Source organism: Pelagicoccus albus (genome assembly GCF_014230145.1).
GTDB classification, from domain to species: Bacteria; Verrucomicrobiota; Verrucomicrobiia; order Opitutales; family Opitutaceae; genus Pelagicoccus; species Pelagicoccus albus.
Genome location: NZ_JACHVC010000001.1, coordinates 1 through 18317 on the forward strand (window position 1 = coordinate 1; position 18317 = coordinate 18317).

At 53.2% G+C, this 18317-nt stretch carries 20 protein-coding genes; 11 read left to right on the forward strand and 9 right to left on the reverse strand.

The window, feature by feature from the left end; genetic code table 11:
- The 4 genes from H5P27_RS00005 to H5P27_RS00020 form a co-directional block, all read left to right on the forward strand.
- A partial coding sequence (locus tag H5P27_RS00005) for a sugar nucleotide-binding protein (protein ID WP_185658331.1) occupies positions 1 to 921 on the forward strand: 921 nt, incomplete at its 5' end.
- A 15-nt stretch (positions 922 to 936) separates the two neighbouring features.
- A complete protein-coding gene (gene rfbB, locus H5P27_RS00010; protein ID WP_185658332.1) occupies positions 937 to 2043 on the forward strand; it encodes a dTDP-glucose 4,6-dehydratase in 1107 nt (368 codons plus the stop codon).
- A 29-nt stretch (positions 2044 to 2072) separates the two neighbouring features.
- Entirely contained in the window at positions 2073 to 2951 is an 879-nt protein-coding gene (gene rfbA, locus H5P27_RS00015) for a glucose-1-phosphate thymidylyltransferase RfbA (protein ID WP_185658333.1), read from the forward strand.
- A 37-nt stretch (positions 2952 to 2988) separates the two neighbouring features.
- Positions 2989 to 4038 (forward strand): acyltransferase family protein, encoded by a 1050-nt coding sequence (locus H5P27_RS00020; RefSeq protein WP_185658334.1) that lies wholly within the window; start codon positions 2989 to 2991, stop codon positions 4036 to 4038.
- 282 nt (positions 4039 to 4320) lie between these two features.
- Here H5P27_RS00020 and H5P27_RS00025 read toward each other — a convergent pair whose 3' ends face one another.
- Together H5P27_RS00025 and H5P27_RS00030 are read right to left on the reverse strand one after the other, a co-directional pair.
- Positions 4321 to 4575, reverse strand: coding sequence for a Txe/YoeB family addiction module toxin (locus H5P27_RS00025; RefSeq protein WP_185658335.1), 255 nt, complete (start codon positions 4573 to 4575; stop codon positions 4321 to 4323).
- On the reverse strand, positions 4572 to 4823 hold the full coding sequence (locus tag H5P27_RS00030; RefSeq protein WP_185658336.1) for a type II toxin-antitoxin system Phd/YefM family antitoxin: 252 nt from the start codon (positions 4821 to 4823) through the stop codon (positions 4572 to 4574). The genes H5P27_RS00025 and H5P27_RS00030 overlap by 4 nt, the downstream gene beginning before the upstream one ends.
- 118 nt (positions 4824 to 4941) lie before the next feature.
- Between H5P27_RS00030 and H5P27_RS00035 the strand changes: the two genes are divergently transcribed.
- From H5P27_RS00035 to H5P27_RS00045, 3 genes are all read left to right on the forward strand, one after another.
- The gene (locus H5P27_RS00035) at positions 4942 to 5919 is read left to right on the forward strand and encodes a transposase (protein ID WP_185658337.1); all 978 of its coding nucleotides are present in this window, start codon (positions 4942 to 4944) and stop codon (positions 5917 to 5919) included.
- 18 nt (positions 5920 to 5937) lie between these two features.
- On the forward strand, positions 5938 to 6906 hold the full coding sequence (locus tag H5P27_RS00040) for an NAD-dependent epimerase/dehydratase family protein (protein WP_185658695.1): 969 nt from the start codon (positions 5938 to 5940) through the stop codon (positions 6904 to 6906).
- Between the two features lie 207 nt (positions 6907 to 7113).
- Entirely contained in the window at positions 7114 to 7779 is a 666-nt protein-coding gene (locus tag H5P27_RS00045; protein ID WP_185658338.1) for a hypothetical protein, read from the forward strand.
- A gap of 666 nt (positions 7780 to 8445) precedes the next feature.
- On the opposite strand, the gene H5P27_RS00050 is transcribed toward H5P27_RS00045, so the two are convergent.
- Positions 8446 to 8841: a type II toxin-antitoxin system VapC family toxin gene (locus H5P27_RS00050; protein ID WP_185658339.1), complete on the reverse strand. Its 396-nt coding sequence runs from the start codon at positions 8839 to 8841 to the stop codon at positions 8446 to 8448.
- Positions 8842 to 8849: 8 nt separating this feature from the next.
- Entirely contained in the window at positions 8850 to 9080 is a 231-nt protein-coding gene (locus tag H5P27_RS00055) for an AbrB/MazE/SpoVT family DNA-binding domain-containing protein (protein WP_185658340.1), read from the reverse strand.
- 472 nt (positions 9081 to 9552) lie between these two features.
- Here H5P27_RS00055 and H5P27_RS00060 point away from each other — a divergent pair, with 472 nt between their 5' ends.
- Complete coding sequence (locus tag H5P27_RS00060; RefSeq protein ID WP_185658341.1) at positions 9553 to 10995, forward strand: hypothetical protein; 1443 nt, start codon at positions 9553 to 9555, stop codon at positions 10993 to 10995.
- A gap of 165 nt (positions 10996 to 11160) precedes the next feature.
- Here the strand turns inward: H5P27_RS00060 and H5P27_RS19885 are convergent, their stop codons facing one another.
- Positions 11161 to 11292, reverse strand: coding sequence for a hypothetical protein (locus tag H5P27_RS19885; RefSeq protein WP_281384105.1), 132 nt, complete (start codon positions 11290 to 11292; stop codon positions 11161 to 11163).
- A 236-nt stretch (positions 11293 to 11528) separates the two neighbouring features.
- On the opposite strand from H5P27_RS19885, the gene H5P27_RS00065 reads away from it, so the two are divergent.
- The 3 genes from H5P27_RS00065 to H5P27_RS00075 all read left to right on the forward strand — a co-directional run bounded on the left by H5P27_RS00065 (position 11529) and on the right by H5P27_RS00075 (position 13303).
- Positions 11529 to 11804: a hypothetical protein gene (locus H5P27_RS00065; protein ID WP_221774549.1), complete on the forward strand. Its 276-nt coding sequence runs from the start codon at positions 11529 to 11531 to the stop codon at positions 11802 to 11804.
- Between the two features lie 5 nt (positions 11805 to 11809).
- Positions 11810 to 12193, forward strand: coding sequence for a type II toxin-antitoxin system VapC family toxin (locus H5P27_RS00070; protein WP_185658342.1), 384 nt, complete (start codon positions 11810 to 11812; stop codon positions 12191 to 12193).
- Positions 12194 to 12637: 444 nt separating this feature from the next.
- On the forward strand, positions 12638 to 13303 hold the full coding sequence (locus tag H5P27_RS00075; protein WP_185658343.1) for a PEP-CTERM sorting domain-containing protein: 666 nt from the start codon (positions 12638 to 12640) through the stop codon (positions 13301 to 13303).
- Positions 13304 to 14132: 829 nt separating this feature from the next.
- Here H5P27_RS00075 and H5P27_RS00080 read toward each other — a convergent pair.
- The 4 genes from H5P27_RS00080 to H5P27_RS00095 all read right to left on the reverse strand — a co-directional run bounded on the left by H5P27_RS00080 (position 14133) and on the right by H5P27_RS00095 (position 18135).
- Complete coding sequence (locus tag H5P27_RS00080; protein WP_185658344.1) at positions 14133 to 14717, reverse strand: hypothetical protein; 585 nt, start codon at positions 14715 to 14717, stop codon at positions 14133 to 14135.
- Between the two features lie 236 nt (positions 14718 to 14953).
- Positions 14954 to 15442 carry a hypothetical protein gene (locus H5P27_RS00085; protein ID WP_221774550.1) on the reverse strand — a complete coding sequence of 163 codons (489 nt, stop codon included), beginning with the start codon at positions 15440 to 15442 and terminating at the stop codon, positions 14954 to 14956.
- Positions 15443 to 15910: 468 nt separating this feature from the next.
- Positions 15911 to 16420, reverse strand: coding sequence for a fasciclin domain-containing protein (locus H5P27_RS00090; RefSeq protein WP_185658697.1), 510 nt, complete (start codon positions 16418 to 16420; stop codon positions 15911 to 15913).
- Positions 16421 to 16581: 161 nt separating this feature from the next.
- Positions 16582 to 18135, reverse strand: coding sequence for a sodium:solute symporter family transporter (locus tag H5P27_RS00095; RefSeq protein WP_185658346.1), 1554 nt, complete (start codon positions 18133 to 18135; stop codon positions 16582 to 16584).
- Positions 18136 to 18317: the final 182 nt, after the last annotated feature.

Consider the following 18317-nt stretch of genomic DNA (forward strand, 5'->3'; position numbering starts at 1 on the left):
ATGATAGCACTCGTAGGATCTACTGGCTACGTCGGAACCGCGTTTCGGCAATTGCTCGAAACCAAAGGCGTCGATTTCACTTCCCTGAGCGGGCGTGATATCGCAAATGGCTCCAAAGCCGAATTCGCGGACGCCCTCAAGGCGACCGGGGCGAAGTTCCTGGTCAACTGCGCGGGCTACACCGGCAAGCCCAACGTGGACGCCTGCGAGCTGGACAAGGGCAATTGCCTTGACGGCAACGCCGTATTGCCAGGCTTGATACGCGAAGTCTGCGGCGACCTTTCCATTGGCTGGGGCCACGTCTCCAGCGGCTGCATCTTCGGCGGCGAGCGTCCCGGCGGCGGAGGCTGGCGCGAGGACGACGCTCCCAACTTCTCCTTCCGCAAGCCTCCCTGCTCCTTCTACAGCGGCACCAAGGCCTTGGGCGAAGAGGTGCTCGGCTACCGTGAAACCGACCGCGGGGAAGGGGAATGGCCGGCTTGGGAACATGAGTCTTCTCCCGAGGGCTACGTCTGGCGCCTGCGCATCCCGTTCAACGAGATCGACAATCCCCGCAACTACCTTACCAAGATGCAGAGCTACGCCTGCCTGCTTCAGGCCACCAACTCGCTCAGCCAGCTGGAGGATTTCGTGACCGCCTGTTTCGCGTGCTACGAGCAGGACGTGCCCAAGGGCATCTATAACGTGACCAACCCCGGAGCGGTAACCACTTCGCAGGTGGTCGACCTGATCAAGAGTTCCGGCGTGAACGGCAAGGAGTTCAAGTTCTTCGAATCGGAGGACGACTTCATGTCCAAGGCCGCCAAGACGCCGCGTTCGAACTGCATACTCGACGATTCCAAGCTCAAGGCCGCGGGAGTGGTCATGCGCCCTGTGGAGGAAGCCTTGGAGTGGTCGCTCAAGAACTGGAAGAAGGCCTAAACGGAGCATTTCCCTATGAAATCTATACTTGTAACAGGAGGCTGCGGCTTCATTGGTTCAAATTTCGTGCGCGTGCTGCTTCGGGACGGCGCGGCCCTGCTCAAGGCGTCCGGCTACGACCGGATCGTCAATGTCGACTCGCTCACCTACGCCGGCAATCCCGCCAACCTGAGCGACCTGGCAGACTCTCCGGAGTACGTCTTTTCCGAGACCAGCATTCTGGACCAGGCCAAGATATCCTCCCTGCTGGAGGAGTATTCGGTTGGCTCGATCGTCCACTTCGCGGCGGAAAGCCACGTGGACCGCTCCATCGACACTCCTGAACCTTTCGTGGAAACCAACGTTACCGGCACGCTTCGCATGCTGGAGGCGGCCCGCCACTTCTGGTCCGGCCTTGAAGGCGAAGCCAAGTCAGGCTTCCGCTTCCTCCACGTCTCTACCGACGAGGTGTTCGGCACTCTCGGTCCCAACGACCCCGCCTTCTGCGAGACCACGCCTTATGCCCCGAACAGCCCTTACTCGGCGTCCAAGGCGTCCAGCGACTTCCTGGTGCGCGCCTACTTCCATACCTACGGCATGCCGGTGGTCACCACCAACTGCTCCAACAACTACGGCCCGTTCCAGTTCCCGGAGAAGCTGATCCCGCTCGTCACCTTGAACGCTTTGGAGGCCAAGCCCCTTCCCATCTATGGCGACGGCAAGCAGATCCGCGACTGGCTCTTCGTGGAGGACCACTGCACCGGCATTCTCGCCGCTCTCGAAAAGGGGGCTCTCGGCGAGACCTACTGCATCGGCGGCCGCAGCGAGATGGAGAACATCCAGATCGTGAAGCGCATCTGCTCCTTGCTCGACGAGCTGGCTCCCGTTTCGGCCAACGAGTCCGCCCAAAAGGCGGGCATCGCCAAGTACGAGGACCTGATCACCTACGTGAAGGACCGTCCCGGCCACGACCGCCGCTACGCCATCAACTGCGAACGCAGCGAGAAGGAGTGCGGCTGGGTGCCTGCCGAGACCTTCGACAGCGGCATCCGCAAGACCGTGCAGTGGTACCTGGACAACCAGGACTGGTGCAAGGACATCGCCGAGAAGAAGTACGCCCGCGAGCGCCTCGGCCAGGCCTAGCCGGACCCAATTCTCCAAAACCCTAGCTTATGAGCGCAAAGCCAAGAAAAGGGATCGTCCTTGCGGGCGGATCCGGAACCAGACTCTATCCTTGCACGATCGCGGTATCCAAGCAGCTGATGCCGATCTACGACAAGCCGATGATCTACTATCCGATCTCGCTGCTGATGCTGGCCGGGATCCGCGAGATCCTCATCATTTCCACCCCACAGGACACGCCGCTTTTCGAGCGCCTGCTCGGCGACGGCTCCGCCTTTGGGGTGAGTTTCAGCTACGAGGTCCAGCCTAGCCCGGACGGTCTGGCCCAGGCATTCCTAATCGGCGAGGAATTCCTCGACGGCGCTCCGGCGGCCCTTGTCCTTGGAGACAACCTCTTCTACGGCCACGATCTCGTGCGCACCCTCAAGGCCGCGGACCAGCGGTCGGAGGGATCTACCATTTTCGGCTACAACGTGGCCGACCCGAAAGCCTACGGCGTGGTCGAGTTCGACCCGGACGGCAAAGTCGTCTCGATCGAGGAGAAGCCCGAGAATCCAAAATCCAACTACGCGGTTCCCGGGCTCTACTTCTACGACGAGCGGGTTGTGGAGTTCGCCAAGAAGATAAAGCCTTCCCCCCGCGGGGAGCTCGAGATCACCGACCTGAACCAGGCCTACCTGGAAATCGGCGACTTGAACGTGGAGCTTTTGGGGCGAGGAACCGCCTGGCTTGATACCGGTACCCACAAGAACCTGATGGAGGCCGGACAGTTCGTGCAGGTCCTCGAGGAGCGTCAAGGCCTCAAGATGGCCTGTCTGGAGGGGATCGGCTACGAGAAGGGCTGGCTGACTCGCGAGGCTCTGGAGGAGCGCATCGCGTTCCTGGGCAAGACGAGCTACGCGAACTATCTGCGCCAGCTGTTCAAGTAGAGGCCGAAAAAACGCAAACTCGGAATTTGATTAATTTATGATCAAGCAGAGGTACCTCTGGATCGACGCTCTAAAAGGCTGGTCAATCGTTTTGGTAGTGATTCTTCATGTCTCTGGTTGGTATGAAGAAAGGTATAGCTTTGGAGATACTGTATGGTTAGACATTAGTTTGTTTCTTTTCCCTTTTAGAATGCCAGCATTCTTTTTGGTTTCGGGAATTTTGGCAAGTCGCTCTTTCGGAATGTCTGGTTGTCGACCATTGAGAGTTTCACTATCGCTCTACACTACTTATCTGTTGTGGACGTTTGTAGTGTATGCGAAGGATGTATTTATTCTAGGTGTTAGTTCCTTTAGTTTTTACGATATAGCCGATTGGCTTTTTATTCCTGGGTTTTATTGGTATTTCATGGCGTTGTCTTTATATTATTTATTCGGGTTCTTACTCGTTAGGTTTGTCTTTCGATTTAAGCCCGCGATTCCGTTTGTCTTAATTGCAACTTTAGTGCTTTCTTGGTATTCCTCTTGGATCGGAGAGTTGTGGGGAGGTTTGGCAACTGGAAGAGGAGGTGCTTTGCATCCTGAGGATACATTGCGGAGTTTCTTTTGGTTTCTAATTGGAATTGTCTTTCGCGAACACTTACTAAATTTGTTCCGTTCCGTGCCAAAATCGGGTTCGTTTCTTGTGGTTTTGGCTGTCGTAGGATTCTTGGCTGGCGGTTCACTGCAGTATTATGGAGACGTTGGTCGTGTTATATTATCCCCTTTGTTGATGATTTTCACTAGTATTATACTGTTCGTTAGATTCGAACAGTCTGCATTTGTGCGTGTCTTCTCCATGCTTGGCAAGCTGACGTTAAGTGTATATTTATTGCACTGGTTTTTCTTGGGCTTATTGCGACTGGGATTGATGCAAATGGACATCAGCGGCTTACATTGGTTTATCGGTTTCGTGTTCCCGCTAGTTGCTACTCCTCTGGCTATTGCTTTCAGTGTCGTCAGTTCGGAGTTGATGCACAAAATGAAATTGGGTTGGATGCTCGAAGGCATGCCTCGGATCGCACGTTTAAGGTGGAAAGATATTAGTTAGCTTAGAGATTTTAGACTTTAGTGGGGGTCAGCCTAAGGGGACGGCGCGGGACAGCCGAAGGGGTCAGGGGACAGCCGAAGGGGTCAAACGTCAAGGTGTTAGGTATGGCCGCAATCGAGCTTTGTCATCCTTTTGGAAAGGGGTGATAGTGTCAGTTGACGCAGAGTTGATAAGCGAGGGTCGGGTTAGAGACTCCACGTCGAGTTGGGGTTGGAAGTGTCTTGGGTGACATGGAATAACGGATCGCTTACCTGACTTGTGTCGACCGACTTCTTGTTCGGCCTAGTAGTGATGCCTTATTTGCGCGATCTGGATCTCGTCGTCTTCAATACGATAGACCAATCGATGCTCCTCGTTTATCCTTCGTGACCAGAATCCCGATAGGGTGTGTTTCAATGGTTCTGGCTTTCCGATACCTTCGTACTGATTTCTATCGATATCCTTTACGAGTTCGTTGATCTTCTTCAGCATCCGCTTGTCTGTTTTCAACCAGTAGAGGTAGTCCTCCCACGCACGGTCTGAGAACACTTTCTTCATTCGGCTAGTTCCCGCTCTGTCCCGTTTCCTGCGTTCAACTGCTCAATGGACTCGATGAGTCGCTTTGCGTTCTTGGGGCTTCGAAGCAAGTAAGTGGTCTCCTGCATTGATTCAAAGTCTTCCAGTGACATCATAACGACAGCGTCGGTGCCTTTTTTCGTGATGATCACGGGATCGTGGTTTCTGCAAACCTCAGCTATGGTTTTCGCTAGGTTTTCTCTGGCGTGAGAGTATGTTATCGCGTTCATGTTGTCCAAGATGTTGGACAGGACGTTATTGTCGATTCCTTTCTGCTGAACCGCGGAAGGGGTCAAACGTCAAAGCGCAAGTTGACTTGCATGCGTTGTGCGCTTTGTATCTTCAGATATGCCACGACCTAAGCGGATCGAGACGAACGAAGGTATATTCCACGTTATAAACCGGGGAAACTATCGTTCCTACGTCTTCGAGGACGACGGGGCGAAAGGCGCCTTCGAGACCTGCCTTTTGGAGGCGGCTGAACGGTCTGGATGGCGAGTGTTGGCGTACTGCATCATGAGCAACCATTTCCATTTGTGCCTCGCCACTCCTCGGGGCAATCTCTCGGAGGGGATGCGTTGGCTGCAGAGCACCTACGCGGCACGATACAACCGCTTCCGCAAGGAGAAGGGCCACTTGTTCCAGGGGCGATTCAAGTCCTTGCTGGTTGAGCCGGGCGAGCACTTGTGCGATCTGGTGGACTACATCCATTTGAATCCGGTGCGGGCGCGGCTGGTTCCTGCTGCCCAAGCTGGGTCCTATCGCTGGAGTAGCCTGTATTGGTTGCCTAAGGTCAAGACCCGGCCGAGCGTCTTGGATGTGAGCTGGCTGGACTATCGCGAGACGCTCTCCGACAGCTCGTCGAGCTGGAGGCGCTACGCTACGTCTTTGCAGATGCTGGTTTCGGAGGATCCGGACGAAATCGAAAAGCTGGAAAAGCGGATGTGCCGTGGTTGGTGCATAGGGCGGGCGTCGTTCAAGCATGCCTACGCTGCTGAGTTTCTTGCGAAAAAGGATACGCTTCGCCTGGAGGGTGAGGCTCTCGCTGACCTGAACGAAAGCCACTGGGCCCTTGCTCTTGAAAAATGCCTGGAGGCTCTCGGAGAGACCGAGGCTTCGGCGAAGGTTGCCCTGAAATCCGCGGACTGGAAGCTCTCCATCGCCAAGGCTATGAAGGCGAGGACGAGTGTCACGAATGCGTGGTTGAGCAAACGTCTGGAAATGGGCAGCCCTAGGGCGCTGAGCTCGAACGTGTCGGCTTACTCCAAGCGTTGCGTTCGTTGCGGGTACTGGAAAGCCCTTTCGAGGTTGCAGTTTGATGTTTGACCCCTTTTTGTGGCGACAATGAAGGTGCTGGTTACAGGGTGTGCAGGATTCGTGGGTTGGAGGACTTGCTCATTGCTTTTGGAGCAGGGGGCCGAGGTGGTCGGCATGGATGTGATCAACGACTACTATGACGTGCGCATGAAGGAGTGGCGACTGGCTGACTTGGCCAAGTATCCAGGTTTCGAATTCGTGAAGGCGGATATCGAAAATATGGGGCTGCTGAACTACTTGTTCGATAACCATAAGTTCGATGCGGTGATCAACCTAGCGGCTCGGGCTGGGGTGCGTTATAGCATGGAGAATCCGCACGTCTATCTGGGGTCCAATGCGGAAGGCACCCTCAACTTGCTGGAGTGCATGCGGCGCAAGGGAATCAAGAAGCTGGTGCTGGCTTCGACTTCTTCCCTCTACGCGGGGCAGCAGATGCCTTTTGTGGAGACGCTGCCGGTGAATGAACCGATCTCGCCTTATGCGGCTTCCAAGAAGGCAGCGGAGGTGATGGCCTACACTTACCACTACCTTTACGATTTTGATGTATCCATTTTGCGCTATTTCACGGTTTATGGACCGGCTTGTCGACCGGACATGAGTCCGCTGCGCTTCTTGCGCTGGATCGACGAGGGCACGCCTATCACCTTATTCGGTGATGGAACCCAGTCGCGCGACTTTACTCATGTGGACGATATCGCGAGGGGGACGATAGCGGCACTGAAGCCGCTTGGCTATGAGATAATCAATCTCGGGGGCGGGAACAATCCGATCTCCATTAACCGCATGATCGAGGTGTTTGAAGGGCTTCTGGGCAAAAAGGCGGTCATCGAGCACAAGCCCTTCAACAAGTCGGACATGCTGCATACTTGGGCGAATATCGAAAAAGCGGGAAAACTTTTGGCCTGGAAACCGGAAATTGGCTTCGAAAAAGGGCTGAAAACGCTGGTGGACTGGTATCAGGAGAACCGAAATTGGGTCCTGAAGCTGAAATTGTAAGGGTTTGCCCGTTTTTGAGCAGGTGGATTTTGGGGACTTTTCCCCAAACCCTAGCTCGGGATTAGGGAAAGCTTGTGGTGGAGGCTGGGGAAGGCCCGCTAGACCGTAAAATTGCGCACCATTTTCGCTAGTACCTACACATCTCGCTTGGCGCCGGGGCCTTTTGCGGTCAATACTTAGCACAATTATCCGAATACCTACGATGGTATGAGCTATGCTCCCTCCTCGGGTAAGCAGACTTCCAAACAACTCGCCAACTTCCGCATCACCATGAAACTCTTGAAAAAACTAGCCGCGCTCGCCGTTTTCGCTGGAGCCGCCACGGGCCTCTTCGCTCAAGATGGGTCGTCGTTCACCATCTATTTCGACTTCAGCACCGCTGAGCCAACACTCATCGCTCCACCAAATGTTTTCGATAGCGTGAGTGCGTTTGAGGGGGGCACTGTTTCTGGAGGGACGATCTCCGATGACTTCGACCTCTACGATCCCGCAGTCTTCTCTTTTGACTTTGATGTGGTCGACGGTTACGCTGCAACCATCACTGGCTTTCAGTACGCCATTTCTAACACAGGCACGAATCCGATTATCACTGGTGTCACTACCAGCTTCGGTTACGACAGTGGAGACACAGTGCTCTTCGCGGGTGACACGTACTACGGTGCCCCTTCGCTCTCTTCCGGGCCAGCAACCGATGGAACGATCTCTTTCGACACCGTTGCGACTGAAGGTTCGGTATCAATGGATTATGTTTTTATCACTGGTGTGATTTCGGCCGTTCCTGAAGTATCGACGGTTCTCTTCTCGGGGATAGCCGGCTTCTTCGCCTTCATGGTCGCTCGCCGCCGTCGCTCTGCGATAAAGGCTGCCGCCTAAGCTTCAAACCAAGCAGCTAGACAACTTCCGCCGCTTCCTCGTAATAAGGGAGCGGCTTTTTTGTGTCCGCTGGAGGCCAGAGGTGTGGATTTTAACCACGGATTGATACGGATGTACGCGGATGGATTTTGATGGTAGGGTTGTGGTTTTTTTAACCACATAAGGCACAAAAATCACAAGAGGGTGGATTTGGGTTTATGTGGTTTATGTGCGTTGTGTGGTTCTCTCTTTCATTGCAGGAGTTCGAACCTGCCTCAGCTTCGCTGAGATCATGCCTCCGTAGGCAATCCAGCGACGCAGTCGCGATGTTGAATTTACTGGTTTGGTTTTTAACCACAAGAGGCACATAGGTTACAAGAGGAGTGAAACGAAGAAACAAGGACGCCAATGAACTCTAATAAGTTTGGATGATCGGGTTGTGTGGCAATGAACATCGGTCGCTAGCACTCCCTGGATCCGAGCGTTGCTCGGGCATGATCCGCTTCGCGGGCAGAATTGATCGGGTTGTGTTTTGCTTTTAACCGCTAATGGCCACTAATGGACGTGAATTTTTTTATGACCTGATTGTGTTTCGTTTCTTACCACAAGAGGGTGAGTTCTGTTTTATGTGTCTTGTGTGCGTTGTGTGGTTAATTTCTCCAGTGCAGGAGGGAAGTATGCCTTCGGCTAGAGCAAATGAAAGCCTGGGTGCTTACCTGCCTTTTTATCTAGGGTGACCGTGGTCGAACAGCCGTGTTTCTGGTTGCTCGCAGCGATGAGGTAGTCGGAAAAGTCCGCGTTTCCCTCAACGAAATCTTCGACTGCCGTTCTTACGCACGTACGGTTCTCGAAGCGAAGAGAGGTTACGACCAGTAGTTGGTTTAAAAGCTTCCCGATCTGGCTTCTTTTGTAGCCATACCCGCTAGACAGTACCCAAACGAGTTCGCATAGCACAATCGAAGAGATCCAGCCGGGTGACTCTTCGGTGCAGTTCTGATTCAGGAATTGGGAGACTTTAAGGAACTGTGTCTCGTCGTCCTGAGTTACGAAACGAACCAAGACGTTGGTATCTATCCCGACCATGACCTCGCTTAGACCTTTCGGTTTTGAATCACTTGATCCATCTGTTCGAGGCTGAGTCGTTTGCTCGGTTTGGGAAGGATGCCAACCAGTGAATTCAAGCTGCTGTCGACTCGTCTCGCTCTCAGCTCGCCGTCTTTCCCCAGGTAGAAATCTAGCTGGTCGCCGCTTTTCACATTGAGTGCCTTTCTGATCTCAGAAGGTAAGGTGATTTGTCCTTTGGAGGTCACTGTGGCTATCATCCTTACAAATTGATTTAATTCCTTGCATTTTTCAATCCTCAAAGAAGCTGTGGTTTGATTGAGGGGGTTGATATGGAGTTTGATCGGACAGAGAGATTTAAACCGAGGGGGATGTGGATATGGGGAACGTGATGATCGGCTTGCGTTGGGTTTTAACCACATAAGGCACAAGATTCACAGAGTGATCGGGTTGAGCTTTGTTTTTAACCGCTAATGGCCGCAGATGGACGCGAATGGTTTTTTTGATCGGGTTGTGTGTTTGTAGAACCACATAAAGCACACAATTCACAAAGTGTGTTTATTCTGTATTCTTAACCTTGTGTATTCTGTGCCTCTTGTGGTTAATTTCTCCAGTGCAGGATGTTGATCGCGACCAAGGTCGCTCCTACCTGGCATTGGGGCTTGTTTCCTGTTCGGGCTTGGCTGGAATGAGGGCGTGTTTGTTTTAGCCCGTATCCGTTTACTTTTCCTAGTGTGCTTCCTGGGCTCCGCTGGCTTTCGCGTGCTGGCGGGAGGAGGGCCGGAAGGGGTTGCTCTAATTGTCAATAGGGACGATGCGAGCTCGATTCGGGTGGCGGAGCATTACGCGGAGTTAAGGGGCATTCCTGAGAGCAACGTGGTTCACTTGGAATCTGTTCCGCTGGGCGATGTGGTCTCGATCGCTGAATTGAAAGAGAGGATTCTGCAGCCGGTTTTCACTGCTCTAGCGGAGCGGGGAATCGCGGGGCAGATTGACTACTTGGTCTACTCGGTGGGCTTCCCGACTCGGGTGAGCTTTGACAGCAAGGCGACCGAGCATACTTGGGTGGCGAACAACGAAGGGTCGCTCACGGGCATGACCTACCTGTATCAGTTTCTTGACGACGAGAAGCAGCTCTTTTTGTCGCCGAATAGCAACCTGTACTTTGGCGGCGAGATGCGGCGGACTAAGGATGAAGCTGGGCGAGTGGCCTTGGATGCATCGGGTGGCTCGGACTTTCGGGAGCCCTTTCATTTTCGGGCAGCCTATGCTTGGGGGCAGGGCGGTGGACGATTGGCGGGGCAAGCCGGTCCGCGTTACCTGATCTCCGCCATGCTCGGAGTGGTGGATGAGGAAAAAGGTAATTCTGTTGAAGAGGTTCTTGAGTCGCTGAGCCGTTCGGTCAGAGCGGATTATAGTCAGCCGGAAGGAGTCTTCTATTTCATGGATAATGGAGATGTGCGTACCAAGACGAGAAGCTGGGGATTTGAGGAAGCGGCGGAGCGACTTCGCGGGATGGGACTGAACGCGATTGCCGAGAAGGGGAGTTTGCCCTCAGGCGAAGAAGCGATTGCGGGGGTGATGTCGGGCAGCGCTCAACTCGATCTGGAGAGCTGGCAAGGGGAGCTTTTGCGGGGAGCCTTTTTCGATAACCTGACTAGCTTTGGAGCCCGTTTCTCGGCTGGGAATTCTCAAACGGTGATAAGTGAGTTTATCCGTAGCGGAGCTGCGGCTGCCTCAGGTGCGGTGAGTGAACCCTATGCCTTGCAGTTCAAGTTTCCCACTCCGTATTTGTTTGTGAACTACGCAAGTGGGCTGAGCCTGGGCGAGGCCTATTATAGATCCGTGGCCAGTCCTTACAATCTCCTGCTGGTGGGGGATCCGCTTTGTCAGCCTTATGCGAATAAACTGGATCTGCGGCTACAGGAAGGTTTTGAGGCGGAGTTGGCCTCGAAAGAGCACGTGCGGCTTGCTCCGTGGGTGGATGCGGGTGAGGTGGCCTATTTCACTTTCGCCATCGATGGCCGATTCGTGGGGCGTTGCCCGGTCGGCGGGCTCTGGAGCTTCGAAAAAGAGGAGTTGTCCAAGGGCGAGCATCGTCTGTCAGTGGTGGCGGTCAGCGATGATGCTATCGCGAGCCAGACCAGGGTGGTCTTTGAGTTTCACGTGGAGTGATTTTTTTACCGCTAATGGCCGCAGATGGACGCGAATATTTTATGATCTGGATGTGGGGGTGTTTAACCACAGGAGGCACAAGTATCACAAAGTGATCGGGTTGTGTGTTTTTATGGCCACTAAGAATCAGGTTGTATCTGCCGCTCTATAAAGCGGCTTGTTGTTTCAGGTAGGAGCGAGCTTGCTCGCGATTTGGATGGTCGGATCAACCTGCCTCAGCTTTGCTGAGATCCTGCCGCCGTAGGCGATCCAGCGACGCAGGAGCGATGTTAATCGATCTGGTTTGGGTTTAAACATCGTTCGCTAGCGCTCTCTGGATCCGAGCGTTGCTCGGGCAATATCCGCTTCGCGGGCAGGATTGATCTGGTTGTGTTGGGTTTTAACCACATGAGGCACAAAAATTACAAGAGATGTGAGTCTGTTTTCTGTGACTTCTGTGCGTTATGTGGTTAGTTCTTTCACTGCAGGGCATTGGGATCGCGACCTAGGTCGCTCCTACCTGTTTCGGACTCGCAAGGTGGGAGCTTTATCCATTGAAATTGACTCTCCAAAGTGTCTACTTCAATCTAGTCATTATGAAGGCTTCGATTCTGGATCTGCGCTACAAGACTAAGGATGTTCTCAAGGCCCTGGAGCGAAACGAAACGGTCTCAATTTCTTATCGAGGAAAGGAAAAGGGGAGGATTTATCCGGTTGAGGCGGTAGACACAGTTCAAGCGAAAGTTAGCGAGCACGCTTTTTTCGCATCTGCGAAGGAAGAGGAGTCTGTGGATGAGCTGATGGATTGCCTGCGAGGTGATCGATACTGAGCCGCATGCTTTTTGATACCGATATTTTCATCTGGATTCAGCGGGGGAATGCGAAAGCTGCCCGCTTGGTGGATCGTACTAAGAGCAACGAGCGTTTTCTCTCAATCCAGACCTACATGGAGCTCATGCAGTGCGCTCAGAACCGGAATCAATTGAAACTGACCAAGTCGTTCCTGGCGGACTTGGGCTTCGTGACTTTGCCGCTCACTGAAAACATCGGTCACCGGGCGTCCGTCTATGTCGAACAGTTTTCGCTTTCCCATGCAGTGAGAGCGGGGGACGCTTTGATCGCTTCCACTGCAGTGGAGAACAACCTTACCTTGGTTTCATCGAACGCTAAGCATTTCAAAACGATACCGGATTTGGATTATAAGAAGTTCACTCCCTAGTCTTTGCGGAGAGATAGAGGAGGCTGATCGGGTTGTGTTGGGTTTTAACCACATAAAGCACAAGTATCACAAAGTGATCGGGTTGTGCGTTTTTTAAACATCGTTCGCTAGCGCTCTCTGGATCCGAGCGTTGCTCGGGCAATATCCGCTTCGCGGGCAGGATTGATCGGGTTGTGTTTTGTTTTAAACCTCAAGAGGCACAAAAATCACAAGGGATGTGAGTCTATTATCAAGAGTTCTGTTTCTTCTGTGCGTTATGTGGTTCTCTCTTCCATTGCAGAGCTTTGGGATCGCGACCAAGGTTGCTCCTACCTGGCACTAATCAGGGCTTTTTGTGGGTATTGTTAGCATTTCCTTTTTGGGATCCGTAGGGTTTTGTGGGGGTGAATGAAATATCCCAGAAAAGTGTTGAAACTACCTACTATAACTACGTAGTTTTAAGACATGTTACCCTTACCCCTGCCCAAGCTCCTCTCTTTTGGCGTGCCCTTGCTGTTAATCTCCGCAGCGATTTCTGAGGCACAGGAATTCACCTTTGATTTCACTAGTTCTGCCAGCGATCCGCAGCTTGGAGTATTCACTTCGACTGGGGGTGTAGTCTCAGATTGGGAGGATGATAGTGGTCTGGATAACGCTGGCTCGGGCTCGGTGTTTTTCGAGTTGTTTCCAGGAGAGAGCCTGACTGGCCTGACTGTGTTAGCTGAGAACAAAATTAACTTTGGAAGTCAGGGCTTAGGAGATGGATCTCCTTACGCCTTCGATGAATCGGGCGATACGATCAAGTTCAGCTTTAATTCTCCAGTGACGATCGAGTGGATCGATTTCAAAAGTTTTGGTACCGCGGATGAAGTGACGCTCTCTAGCGATGATGACAGCGGTTTGTTTGGAGACAGCAATTTGAGTAGAGCGGGCTCGACGAGCCTCGGGTGGGACTTGGCTGCCAATGAGCTGTTTACCGTCGAATTCGAGGAGGGGGAGTTTTACTTGGAGGCCATTACCGTCTCGGCGGTGCCGGAGCCGGGAACGGTTTTTGTAGGACTGTTGGGAGCAGGCGTGGCCTTGTGGGGATTCCGTAAACGTCGGCGGCAAGTTTCAGCCTCTCTCGATTGATAGAATTTTTTGAGGCGGGGCCTGAGTTCGGTATGTGCGTTTAGACAAGCAGGACCTGCCTTTTGTATGTGAGATCCAAACCTGAAAAGGGCGCTCTGTTAGGGGCGCCCTTTTTGGTGCTATTTAATTGGACGGGGGAGCGGAGGGGCCTGAATCGCGGAGGGGGTATTGGGTTTGCGTCCTTTTTATTGTTTGTAGGAGCGTGCTTGCTAGCGATATCGGATGGCCGGATCAGCCTGCCTCAGCTTTGCTGAGATGTTTCGTCAGGTGTCGTCGCTAAAGCTCCTCGGTATTGCCGGAGCAGGTGATACAGTGACACAGTCGCGATGTTAATTTACTAGTTGGGTTTAAACATCGTTCGCTGGCGCTCTCTGGATCCGAGCGTTGCTCGGGCATCATCCGCTTCGCGGGCAGGATTGATCGGGTTGCCTGTTTGTTTTAACCACATAAAGCACACAATTCACAGAGGATGTTTATACTGTATTCTTTAATTCGCGTCACTTGTGCCTCGTGTGGTTATTAAATTCAGAGCAGTATTTTGATAAGGCCGGTTTCGAACAGGCCGCTCTGCAAGAGTGACCCTGCGGCCGTAGGCGATGTTAATTTGCTAGTTGGGTTGTTTGTGTAACCACAAGTGGCATAGAATTCACAAAAGTGTGGCTGCGACTTATGTGTCTTTAGCGCTTGGGCCTGTGTATTCATGTCGCTTTGCTACGGTAGTAGTTTTTATTTCAAAGTCGGGGTCTCGACCAAGGTCGCTCCTACCTGGACGCAAAAAAAGCCAGCCGCGTTTCTGCGACTGGCTCTGAAAATTGGATACGTCGATCGCTTACTTGCGAAGGCGCTTGCTGGCGGCTACGAGTCCGACGATGGCGAATAGACCGAGTAGGCTGACGCTGCTGTCTGGGACAGTCTCAACAGGCGTGTCGGGGCCAGTGATGGTCCCTGTGATGGATAGCTCCGTGAGGATTGCGGTTCCCACGCCGCGGCTAACGACTGCGAGTTGGTACGCATAGCTCTCGAGTCCTGTTAGGCCGACAGACAGAGTGAATGGAACCGCGGTACCTGGAATCAAAATGCTATTGTCGCTTGTTAGTCCGAGGCTGGTGCTTTTGAATATGATCGTATAAGCTACTTCAGCCACAGACATTGAAAAATTAGCTGGATCCGTAAGCCCGAGCCCGAAATCGAAAACGGCTGGGTTGAATTCGTCCACGGGAGCGAATAGGACATCGAGATTAACCGTACCGCCAGTAGCATCGTCTGCGGTGAGCGCTCCAGAAACGTCGTCAACTACAGGAGTAGTGTTGGTGTCGAAGCTGTAGGTTACGCTGAAAGGTGTCTCGATGGAGAAGCCCACTGCAGTGATAGCCAATGCTGCAGCCGCGGCGAATAGGGTTTTGATGGATTTCATTCGGTTGAACAGTTGTTGGAGTTCTAAGTTTGTAAATTGTGGATCAACGACGACGGTTTCCGTAGAGAGTACTCCCGATCTAGAGCCTATCTCCTAGAGGGTTAGGCAATACTCACAAGGAGCAAATGGGGTGGGAGGCGTTAATGGGGGAATGCACTAGTTGCCCCATAGGCGCTTTTCGCTAGTGTTCCGGCGAATTTCCCAATTTCACGAATTCCTCAAGGAGTTTTGGGTGCTTACTTGGAGATTTCGCAGGTCTCGTCACCCCGCTCTTCTTTCAGTAGGGGGGCTTTGGGACGAGCAAGATGATTCATGCGCAGCACGGGGTTGCCGGTGTTCGCCACTACTTGCACCGCTCGGTCGTCCCAGAGTTCGATCATGTCGAAGTCCTTTTCGTTGGTAACCTCCAAATCGGGAAGTTTGTGTTTTTCCAACCAAGCGGAAACCGGTTTCTTCCCTCCGGGAACACTGGCCCGAGCGGTCATTATCTTAACGGTGTAGCCCGCTTCGACCCATTGCTCAACGCGGCGAGCCATTAGCGGTACGGGTTTGCCAATATGGTCAATGCCCTTCCAGCCGGTGTACTCAGCCAAGGTTCCGTCGAGGTCTACTCCGATCCATCCGGGGATGCTCTTATTTTCGACTTTCGCGACAGGCTTCTCCTCAGAATCGTTTTTCTCATCTGTGGTTTGTCCGAAAAGTTTGGCTTTTATACGTTCGAGCATCGTCGCTTGGCTTAAGAAGGATCCTTTCTCGGAGTCAACGTGATTTGCTTCTCGGGCCGGAGTGAAGACTTCCGAGGAGGATCGAATGAGTGGTGTTGTGGTTTTAACCACACAAGGCACAAAATTCACAAAAATTGAGTGCAGTGTATTCTTCATTCTGTGCCTCCTGTGGTTGGTGTTTAATTGTAGGAGCGAGCTTGCTCGCGATTCGGATGGCCGGATTCGAACATGCCGCCGTAGGCGATTCAGCGATGCAAGAGCGATGTCGAAATTACTGGTTGGATTGTTTGGGTAACCACAAGAGGCCCAAGAGTCACAAAGATGTGAGAGTCCTTGTGTGTTTTCTGTGCGTCCTGTGGTTGATATCTTGCCTTTTGGGATCGCGACCGAGGTCGCTCCTACCTTGGAAAACGAAAGAGCCGAGCTGGGTAGCTCGGCTCTCATTCAAGTTAGCTTTGGAGTGAAGTGTTAGGCTTCGGGAAGGATGACCTTGTCGATGACGTGGATGACTCCGTTGCTGGCGAGGATGTCGGTGGCGATGACTTCGGCGTCGTCGACGAGTACTGTCCCGCCTTCGATGGAGATGTCGACCTTGGCGCCGTTGGCGGTGGCAACCGCTCCTTCGCTCACGTCTTCTGCCATAACCTTGGCTGGCACAACGTGGTAGGTGAGGATTGCGGTGAGCTTGTCTTTGTTCTCTGGCTTAAGGAGCATCTCGAGTGTTCCTTCGGGGAGGGCGGCAAAGGCTTCATCGGTGGGAGCGAAGACGGTGTATGGTCCGTCGCCTTGTAGGACGTCCACGAGGTCGGCCGCCTTCACCGCGGCTACGAGGGTGCTGAAATCTTCAGCCGAAGCGGCTACGCCGACGAGATCCTTCTCGGCCTTTTTGCTGCCATGGTGGTCGGCGGAAGCGAAGCTCATGGCCACCGTCCCGGCCAAAGTTGCGATCAAGAGTTTGATTGATTTTCTGAGTGTCATTTTTCCTCCAATTTTCGGGTTTAGCATGGATTCGTTTTGAACCTGCTATGTGGAGGATGACGAAGGCTTGGACAAAGTGATTGGGTTTCGGAGACTTTGCTTGGGGTTCAAAAGTTGTCCAGTTGGACCCGAATCTAACGAGGTTGCCTTCCTCGAAGCGTTTAAAGGACGGCTTCGATACCTATGATCGAGCAGAATATGATGAGGCCGACCGCAAGGAGTACGAAGACGGGTTTCAAGGGAGGACGTTCGATTTCCTCTCGGGCGGTAGCGTTCGAATTGGAAAGGGCTAGCAAGAGAACGAAGCTGACGACGAATCCAACGAGGTTCCACCAAAGCCAACTGACTTGTGGGGCTCCGAGCCAGAGGGCGCCATTGGCGGCGATTCCGGCGAGGAGAGCGGCGACCGAAGCCTTGGGGCTGGAGGGGCGTCTGGCGAAGAGCACGAAGACGAAGCAGGCCAGAATGGGGCCGTTGAAGGCGGAGCTCACGGCGTTGACGAGGACCAGTACCGTGGCCTGCGAGTCGCTGAACAGAAGGGCTAGAATACAGCAAAGTATGCCGAATCCCACGGTGAGGATTCGGGCGCGTTTGAGAGGGGTGCTGAAGCCGGGCAGATTGATCTTTCGGTCTTTCAGGAAATCGTTCTCCAAGGCGGCGCTCATGGAATTGATATTGGAATCGAGGCTCGACATTGCGGCTGCCAGAATACCCGCCACAATCAACCCCCGCAGGCCTGTCGGCATGTATTCGATAATAAAGTACGGAGCGATGAAGTCCGGGTTTTGTCCGACCATTCGCTCCTGCAGCCAGGACGATTCCTGATAAAAAAGCCCCAGCAATAAGCCAAAGGCGCAGTAGGTCAGAACTAGTGGAAAGCGAAGGCAGCCGTTGAGCAGAATCGCCTTCTGTGCAGTTGCCATGTCGCGGGCGGAGAGGAGTCGTTGGGCTTGGCTTTGGTCGCAGCCGTAGTAAGCGAGGTAGAGGAAGAAGCCGCCGATCAACATGGGCCAAAAGGTATAGGAGTCGCCTTCGCTCAGCCCGAATCCCGAGAATTCAATGGTGGTCAATCGCTGCGTATCGAAACTCGTCAGAGCCTCGCCGGGCGATTCGATTAGGTTAAAAAGGATTACTGCGCAGGCCAAGGCGCTCAGCCAAAGAATGATGAGCTGAATGATGTCCGAATAGATATCCGCTTCGATGCCGCCGATCGAAGTGTAGAGCATGGAAAGACCGCCGACTAGGATAATGGAGTTTGTAATGGAAATCCCAAGACAAACGGAAACCACTACCGACATGGCATAGAGAGCGACTCCGGTGGCCAAGCCGCGGCCGGAAAGAAAGAGCAGGCTCAAGGTTTTACGGGCGGGTGTGCCCAGTCGGTTCTCTACCGTTGAGAAGATCGTTACCGTACCTGCCTTTTTGTAGACTCCGACCAAATAGAGAATGCCGATGGCGGCCAGCGGAACGGCGAGCTCGTACTGCAGCCATTTCAAGCCGCCGCCTTCCTTGATGGCAATGAAGGCGGGAGCTCCAATGAGGCTGATGGCGCTACACTGGGTGGCGATCATGGATCCGGCGATGGACCAGGCCCCCAGTTTATTGCCCGCCAGATAGTAGTCGCTCTGCTCTTTTTGTCGGGCCCCGAGGTAAAGGCTAAGTCCGACCATGCTTAGAATGTACAGGGTTACGATTATCCAATCGATAGGGGTCATGCTGTCTGGGCAGCAACATGCGCGCCGGGTGATATCGCTGTGAAGCACGGATGGGGTTGCTCGTGTTTATCAAGCATGTATCGGGCGGTGGTGGGGGTATCCGTTTGTGATTTGTGTTAACCACATGAGGCACAAAAAACACAAGTAGATGTTGGACCCTGTAGGGCTTCGTTTGAGGAGCT

Excerpts from the sequence above, each read along its gene's own strand:
- rfbB (WP_185658332.1), top strand. The coding sequence starts at position 937 with ATGAAATCTATACTTGTAACAGGAGGCTGCGGCTTCATTGGTTCAAAT.
- rfbA (WP_185658333.1), top strand. The coding sequence starts at position 2,073 with ATGAGCGCAAAGCCAAGAAAAGGGATCGTCCTTGCGGGCGGATCCGGA.
- H5P27_RS00020 (WP_185658334.1), top strand. The coding sequence starts at position 2,989 with ATGATCAAGCAGAGGTACCTCTGGATCGACGCTCTAAAAGGCTGGTCA.
- H5P27_RS00025 (WP_185658335.1), bottom strand. The coding sequence starts at position 4,575 with ATGAAGAAAGTGTTCTCAGACCGTGCGTGGGAGGACTACCTCTACTGG.
- H5P27_RS00030 (WP_185658336.1), bottom strand. The coding sequence starts at position 4,823 with ATGAACGCGATAACATACTCTCACGCCAGAGAAAACCTAGCGAAAACC.
- H5P27_RS00035 (WP_185658337.1), top strand. The coding sequence starts at position 4,942 with ATGCCACGACCTAAGCGGATCGAGACGAACGAAGGTATATTCCACGTT.
- H5P27_RS00040 (WP_185658695.1), top strand. The coding sequence starts at position 5,938 with ATGAAGGTGCTGGTTACAGGGTGTGCAGGATTCGTGGGTTGGAGGACT.
- H5P27_RS00045 (WP_185658338.1), top strand. The coding sequence starts at position 7,114 with ATGAGCTATGCTCCCTCCTCGGGTAAGCAGACTTCCAAACAACTCGCC.
- H5P27_RS00050 (WP_185658339.1), bottom strand. The coding sequence starts at position 8,841 with ATGGTCGGGATAGATACCAACGTCTTGGTTCGTTTCGTAACTCAGGAC.
- H5P27_RS00055 (WP_185658340.1), bottom strand. The coding sequence starts at position 9,080 with ATGATAGCCACAGTGACCTCCAAAGGACAAATCACCTTACCTTCTGAG.
- H5P27_RS19885 (WP_281384105.1), bottom strand. The coding sequence starts at position 11,292 with ATGTTTAAACCCAAACCAGATCGATTAACATCGCTCCTGCGTCGCTGG.
- H5P27_RS00070 (WP_185658342.1), top strand. The coding sequence starts at position 11,810 with ATGCTTTTTGATACCGATATTTTCATCTGGATTCAGCGGGGGAATGCG.
- H5P27_RS00075 (WP_185658343.1), top strand. The coding sequence starts at position 12,638 with ATGTTACCCTTACCCCTGCCCAAGCTCCTCTCTTTTGGCGTGCCCTTG.
- H5P27_RS00080 (WP_185658344.1), bottom strand. The coding sequence starts at position 14,717 with ATGAAATCCATCAAAACCCTATTCGCCGCGGCTGCAGCATTGGCTATC.
- H5P27_RS00085 (WP_221774550.1), bottom strand. The coding sequence starts at position 15,442 with ATGCTCGAACGTATAAAAGCCAAACTTTTCGGACAAACCACAGATGAG.
- H5P27_RS00090 (WP_185658697.1), bottom strand. The coding sequence starts at position 16,420 with ATGACACTCAGAAAATCAATCAAACTCTTGATCGCAACTTTGGCCGGG.
- H5P27_RS00095 (WP_185658346.1), bottom strand. The coding sequence starts at position 18,135 with ATGACCCCTATCGATTGGATAATCGTAACCCTGTACATTCTAAGCATG.